Source organism: Streptococcus pseudopneumoniae (genome assembly GCF_001068775.1).
Classification (GTDB): domain Bacteria; phylum Bacillota; class Bacilli; order Lactobacillales; family Streptococcaceae; genus Streptococcus; species Streptococcus pseudopneumoniae_N.
This window is the reverse complement of record NZ_JWAJ01000116.1, coordinates 1-839: the sequence shown is the minus strand read 5'-3', so window position 1 is coordinate 839 and position 839 is coordinate 1. Positions and strand designations below refer to the sequence as shown.

Here is an 839-nt window from a genome sequence, read left to right as displayed (position 1 = left end):
AACAATTACAGAAAGAGTAGGAGAACCAGTAGTAGTAAATCCAACAGCAACAATTGTCAAAGTTGCAGCGAAGGACAAAGTAGTAGAAACACCAATTGAACCAGAAGTTGAGTATGTTAGAGATGTTGAAAAAGACTTCGGTACACCAGCTCAGCGTACTGAGGGTAAAAAAGGTAAAACGGTTACTACAACCACTTACGATGTAGATTCAAAGGACGGTCATATCACAGAACACGTTGGCAACCCAGTCGTCATCCCAGCAGGTAAGACAATTGTTAAAGTTGGTGCGAAAACTAAGGTTGAACAATCTAAAGATTCTGAAGGTCATGATGTGATTGATACCACTACCTATGAAGTTGATCCAAAAACAGGTAAGGTAACTCCAACAACCGTTCGAACTTATGGAACAACAAAAGAACCAACAGTTGAGAAGAGAGTAGTACCATCACTTGTTGTCTATGAAAAAGATGATACGAAAGAAAAAGGTACAGCCCCAACTACTGTTAAAGGTGAAGATGGTGAAGACACTATCACAACAACTTACACTGTGGATCCTAATACTGGAAAGATTACAGCAAGTGAAGGTAAACCAGTTCGTACGAAAGCCCCAACGAATACTATTGTCAAAGTTCCAGCGAAGGATAAAGTAGAAACAACAGCAATCCCATCACCTAAGAAATACGTAAAAGATGATACGCGCGACAAAGGCCAAGACAATGTAGAAGAAGCAGGTCAAGTAGGTTCAAGCACTACCACAACAACATATAGTGTTGATCCTACTACAGGCGCTATTACAGAAACAGTAGGAAAACCAGTAGTAGTAAATCCAACAGCAACAA

1 pseudogene is annotated in these 839 nt (G+C 40.0%); it reads left to right on the top strand.

From position 1 onward, the window contains the following. Positions 1–839: pseudogene (locus ADF68_RS06545) on the top strand (G5 domain-containing protein); the annotation flags it as partial.